This window comes from Sphingopyxis sp., assembly GCF_035565275.1.
Classification (GTDB): domain Bacteria; phylum Pseudomonadota; class Alphaproteobacteria; order Sphingomonadales; family Sphingomonadaceae; genus Sphingopyxis.
The window spans coordinates 1-4,919 of record NZ_DATMST010000031.1 but is presented as its reverse complement, the minus strand read 5'-3'; the positions used below and the strand labels follow the sequence as shown (position 1 = coordinate 4,919).

5 protein-coding genes are annotated in these 4,919 nt (G+C 67.5%); 2 read left to right on the top strand and 3 right to left on the bottom strand.

Features of this window, described 5'->3' with window-relative positions; genetic code table 11:
- The 3 genes from VN047_RS02230 to VN047_RS02220 all read right to left on the bottom strand — a co-directional run.
- Nucleotides 1-573: polysaccharide pyruvyl transferase family protein (locus VN047_RS02230; protein ID WP_325539592.1), on the bottom strand; the 573-nt coding region annotated here is incomplete at its 3' end.
- Nucleotides 570-2,051 (bottom strand): lipopolysaccharide biosynthesis protein, encoded by a 1,482-nt coding sequence (locus VN047_RS02225; protein ID WP_325539590.1) that lies wholly within the window; start codon nucleotides 2,049-2,051, stop codon nucleotides 570-572. The genes VN047_RS02230 and VN047_RS02225, both read right to left, overlap by 4 nt.
- Nucleotides 2,041-2,802 carry a glycosyltransferase family 25 protein gene (locus VN047_RS02220; RefSeq protein WP_325539588.1) on the bottom strand — a complete coding sequence of 254 codons (762 nt, stop codon included), beginning with the start codon at nucleotides 2,800-2,802 and terminating at the stop codon, nucleotides 2,041-2,043. The genes VN047_RS02225 and VN047_RS02220 overlap by 11 nt, the downstream gene beginning before the upstream one ends.
- Nucleotides 2,803-3,018: 216 nt before the next feature.
- Here VN047_RS02220 and VN047_RS02215 point away from each other — a divergent pair, with 216 nt between their 5' ends.
- Nucleotides 3,019-3,888 (top strand): glycosyltransferase family A protein, encoded by an 870-nt coding sequence (locus VN047_RS02215; protein ID WP_325539586.1) that lies wholly within the window; start codon nucleotides 3,019-3,021, stop codon nucleotides 3,886-3,888.
- Entirely contained in the window at nucleotides 3,888-4,853 is a 966-nt protein-coding gene (locus VN047_RS02210; protein WP_325539584.1) for a glycosyltransferase family A protein, read from the top strand. The genes VN047_RS02215 and VN047_RS02210 overlap by 1 nt, the downstream gene beginning before the upstream one ends.
- Nucleotides 4,854-4,919: the final 66 nt, after the last annotated feature.

The following is a 4,919-nucleotide window of genomic DNA, read 5'->3' as shown; positions in this document are numbered from 1 at the left end:
GCGCAGCAGCGCGAAAACGGGCACGCTGGCCGCGGCGCGATGCTGGCGGCCGAGCATCAGCGCGGCGTCGGGGCAAAGCCGGATCGTGCAGTCGAAATGTTCGTGCGCGAAAGCCAGCGAGCGCGCGTCGCGCACGAGCAGGGTGAACTGGCCGTGCGCACGGATCGCATCGGCCATTTCGGCCGCCGCGGCGGGATCGGCATAGTGGATCGACTGCGGCATCTGGACGATCGGGCGGCCGCGATGCGCGCGAAGCAGATGAAGGCGAAAGGCTTCATGCTTGGGCCACAGCGTGCCCATGTTGCCGCCGCCATGAATCAGGATCGGCCCGTCGCCGATCGCCGCCCGGCAGGCGGCGTCGTCGAAATCGGCGATCGCGGAATAATAGGCCGGCAAGCGGTCGCGCCCCCGCAGATAGGCCATCTCGCCGAGCCAGATCGCGGAGTCGCCGACATTCGAGTGATCGGGGAAGTCGACGAGGGCGAGCTTGCCCGGGGGGAGCGCGCGGTCGAGCTCCTGTGAAAAACGCCGGGCGAGTTCGCCGACAAGCTGGTCGGCGGTCTTCTTGGTCATATTCGGCTCTTTCTGAGGCGTGTGGACATCGACAGGAGGCGGCCGCGCCACGATCGCGAAATGGCGAGCAAGGCGATGCCGTAGAACAAGGCGCCGGTCGCGGTGAGCAGCAGCAGCGCCTGCCAGCCCGCGAGGCGCGCATCGAGCAGGCGCATCGCAATCGCGAGCGCCACGCCCATCAGCGTCGAGGCGATCAGCGGCGCGCCGACCGCGCGGAAGCTGTCGGCGGGGCGGATGCCCGAGGCGCGGCGGAGCAGCCAGATTTGCATCGGCAAGGTAAGATAGGCGCGCCCGACGTAGGAGACGGCGACCGCGAACAGGCCGTAAGGCAGCGCCGCCAGCGTCAGGATCACGCCAAGCACCAGCTGCGTCGTCGAAAGCGATATCAGGCTGCGCGACGCACCGAGCACGCTGAGCGAGGGCGATGCGAAGAAGTTGAGCGTGAAGGGCACGGCCATGAAGGCGAAAATCTGGGCGAGCTGCCCGGCTTCGGCCCATTTTTCGCCGAACACGGTGGGAATGGCGATCGGCGCCAGCGCGCCGAAGCCGACAAGCGCGGGAAAGGAGAGCGCCGCGGCGCGCGAAATCATCCAGCGATAGGCGTGGCGCAGTTCAGCGGGATCGTCCTTGACCCGCGCGAGCGTCTGCACCGCGACCTGGGTGAACGGCTGGATCGCCCCGCGACCGATCAGCTCGACCGTGCGCCACGCGGTGCGATAGACGCCGACCGCGGCGAGCCCGATCCCGGCGCCGATGGCCATTTCCTGCACGCGCACCGTCGCGAGGAACGCAAGCTGGACATAGATCAGGCTCGCGTTGAGCATCAGGTTCGCGCGCAGGATCGCGCGATCGAACTGCCAGCCCGGTTTCCAGTCATAGGAGGCGCGCGACAGGAACACGCCGACGATCTCGGTGACGAGCCGCTGGATGACGAGACTCCACAGTCCCAGCCCGGCGAAGGCGGCGGCGACCGCGCAGGTGCCACCGATCAGCCCGCCGACGACCGAACGGAGCGCGGTGGTGCGGTGGCCGAACTCGCGCAGACGCAGCGCCAGATGGGTGGCGCCGAAGGACGATATCGGCAGCACGAGGCTCATCACCGCGAGCGGCAGGGCAATGTCCGGCGCATCCATCCAGTTCGCTATCGGCTGGGCCAGCGCGATGATCAGAATGGCAGAGAGGAAGGAAAAGGCCTGCTGCGAGCGATAGATGGTGTCGAGAAACGCAGGCGTGATCTCGCGCTTGCGGGCGATCGTCTGCACCAGACCGGCGGTGGCGATGATGCGAAACGCCTCGGCCGTCACCGCCATCACCGCAAAGGCGCCGATGTCCGCCTGGGTAAGCAGACGCGCCAGAATCACGAAGACGACAAAGGAGAAGATCTGATCCGACAGAAAGCGCGTGATCGTCCAGCCGATCGAACTGCGGCTGCGCGCGCGTAACCCGTCGTCGAAGCGGGTGGGGAGGTCAGCGCTCAAGCAGGCGTCTCGCTTTCAGCATCCGCATGCGGGCGCGTTCGATAGCGCGCCAGGCCTTTTGCCTTGCCGAATGATAGAGCGGGTCGGCCTTGGGCCCGAAGCGCGAATTGCCGATGTCCGAAACGATCGCCGCTTCGAGGATCGGCGCGGGATAGAGCGCGAGATTGGGCAGGCCGTGCGCCCACGATCGGTCCATTTCGTCGTCGATCGGACGACGGACGATGCGGCAATGCGCGACGAGCCGCCGGGCCCCGTCGAGCGTGATCGCATAGCCCTGCGTGCCGTAAGCAAGCCCGACCAGTTCGACGATCGCGCGCGAATGCTGGAGGAAGTCGCGCCGTACCACGCGCTGCCAGGTCGGCCGCTTGGCATAGAGCCTGAGATAGTCGATGCCCTCGGCGTGAAGATCGGTCCGCGCGAGGGGTTCGAGATAGGCCCAGTCGACCACCGTGTCGTCCTCGAGGATGATTGCCTGAGCTACGCCGCGTGCGATCATGTCCTGCCAGATCGAGAAATGGCTGGCGTAGCAGCCGATCTCGCCCTTGCTCATCGGCCGGCCCTTGTTGCGGCGGATTGCGGGCTCGTCGATCACCATGTCCGGCGCGGGCGCGGTGCAGGCATCGAAGAACCGCCAGGCGAGCGACGTGCCGACCGCGCGCGCGGCAAAGGCGGCGCGGCGGGTTGCGGCGGATTCGAGCGATACCACCATGATCTCGGCGGCTTTGCCCGATTCGGGCGGGGACTTACCCACGGATATGCGCCTCCTGTTCACGGCCGATGCGGAGCCAGAACCAACGACTGACCCGAGGCGATCCTTGGTAGCGGGCAATTATTCGCGAGCGAAGGCGCCGGCGCTCCGGTCGTCCGGCCCACGGGGCGGCTCGTCTTCGCAGGTGCAGCATATGGTTGACCAGGACGGCGCGCACGGCCGATTGGAGCGCGGCGGGGGCACTGGACAGGCCTATTCATGTTTCAAGTCGCAGTCGTCATACCCGTGTGGAACGGCGAAGCCGTGCTCGGCCGCTGCCTCGATGCGCTCGCGCGTCAGACGCTTCCGCGGGACGCCTATCAGATCATCGTCGTCGACAATGGATCGAGCGACGCCACGCGAGAGATTGCGCAGCGCTATCCCGGCGTCGAGCTTTTCGAAGAAGCCCGGCCCGGCTCTTATGTGGCGCGCAATCTGGGGATCGGACGCGTGCGGGCGCCCGTCACCGCCTTTACCGACGCCGATTGCGAGCCCGCCCCCGACTGGCTCGAGCAGGTGCTGCGCGGCGCGGCGGCAAACCCCGGGTTCGGGGTGCTGGCCGGCAATATCGAGCTGTTCGACGAGATTGCGCAGGAGCGCGAGGTATTCGGCGATTACGAGCGATTGTTCAGCTTCCCGCAGGCGCATGCCGCGCGTGGCAATTGCGCGACGGCCAATTGGGCGAGCCCGACCGCGCTGCTTCGTGAACTTGGCGGGTTCGACGCGGCCCTGAAATCGGGCGGCGACCGGCAGATGGCGCTGCGCATCCGCGATGCCGGTTATCCGCTTGTCTATGTACCGGCGATGCTGGTGCGACACCCGGTGCGCGCAAGCCGCGCCGAACTGGTGCGCAAGCGCCAGCGGCTGAGCGGCGGGCGCTGGGACCGCACCACGCGAAGTCCGCGCCTCGTTCATGTGCTCGGCATCACGGCGGTCGACACGATCCGGCGGCTTCGCCGGGCGGCGATCTCGCGTGACCTCTCCATCGGGCGCCGGCTGGCGGTCATGCTTCTGACCTTGCAACTCGCCGGGGTAGCGGTGGGCGAATATCTTCATCTCGCGGGGGGACGAAAGGCAGTACGCGACTGATGAATACCCCCCGCACAGGCCCGCATTTTTCGGTGGTGATGCCGCTTTATAACAAGGCCGCGCATGTCCGTGCGGCGATCGATAGCGTGCTCGCCCAGACGTTGCCCGCGCACGAGATACTGGTGGTCGACAATGGCTCGACCGACGGCGGGCGCCAGATCGTGGCCGCGATCGGCGACGGGCGCATCAGGCTCCTTGACCTGCCGACGCCGGGACCCGGCGGCTATGCCGGGCGCAACATCGGCATCCGTGCCGCGAGCGGCGACTGGATCGCCTTTCTCGATGCCGACGATCTGTGGCAGCCCGATCACCTCGCGGTGCTGGCCGAAGGCATGAAGGCCGATCCGGATGTGTGTGCGGTCGCCACGCGGTTCAACCATGCGTTCGAGGACCGTACGCAGCGCCAGCGGATCGCGCCGGCGCTCGAGCAGGCGCGGACGCTAGATTTCGCGGGCTTTCTTGCCGCATGGCTGTCGGTGCGCGAATGCCCGATGTGGACCGGCGCGATCGCGATCCGGCGCGATACTTTGTTCGCGGCGGGGCTGTTCCCCGAAGGGCGCGCGGTGCGCGGCGGCGACAAGGATCTGTGGTTGCGCGTGCTCGCCAAGGGCAGGCTACGTTACGACCCGCGTGTCACCGCGGTCTTTCACCGCGACAGCGACAACAAGGTCAGCAAGTCGACGACGACGCTCGACGTGCCCTGTCTGGTCGAGACCGCGCGCACGATGATCGCCGGGGCGACCGTGCAGGAAGCGGCGTTGCTGCGGCGGCTCGTGAATCAGGAAATCGCACATTATGCGCGCTATGCGATAAAATATCCGGGGCGCACCGCGATCCGGCTGGGCGATCTTTATATGCCCGAGGGAGCGAGCACCGCGGCGTTGCTGCTCGCCGCAAAGCTGATCCCCGCATCGCTCCGCCAATCGGGCTATGCCCTGCGCAACCGGCTGCGCGCCCGCGCGTGAAGCCGGTCCGCGCCCTCGGCACCCTGCTGGCGGGCGGGGGCTGTCTGGCTGGCTGGCTGTCGCTCG

Coding starts and splice junctions, on each gene's coding strand:
- VN047_RS02215 (WP_325539586.1), top strand. CDS start 3,019: ATGTTTCAAGTCGCAGTCGTCATACCCGTGTGGAACGGCGAAGCCGTG.
- VN047_RS02210 (WP_325539584.1), top strand. CDS start 3,888: ATGAATACCCCCCGCACAGGCCCGCATTTTTCGGTGGTGATGCCGCTT.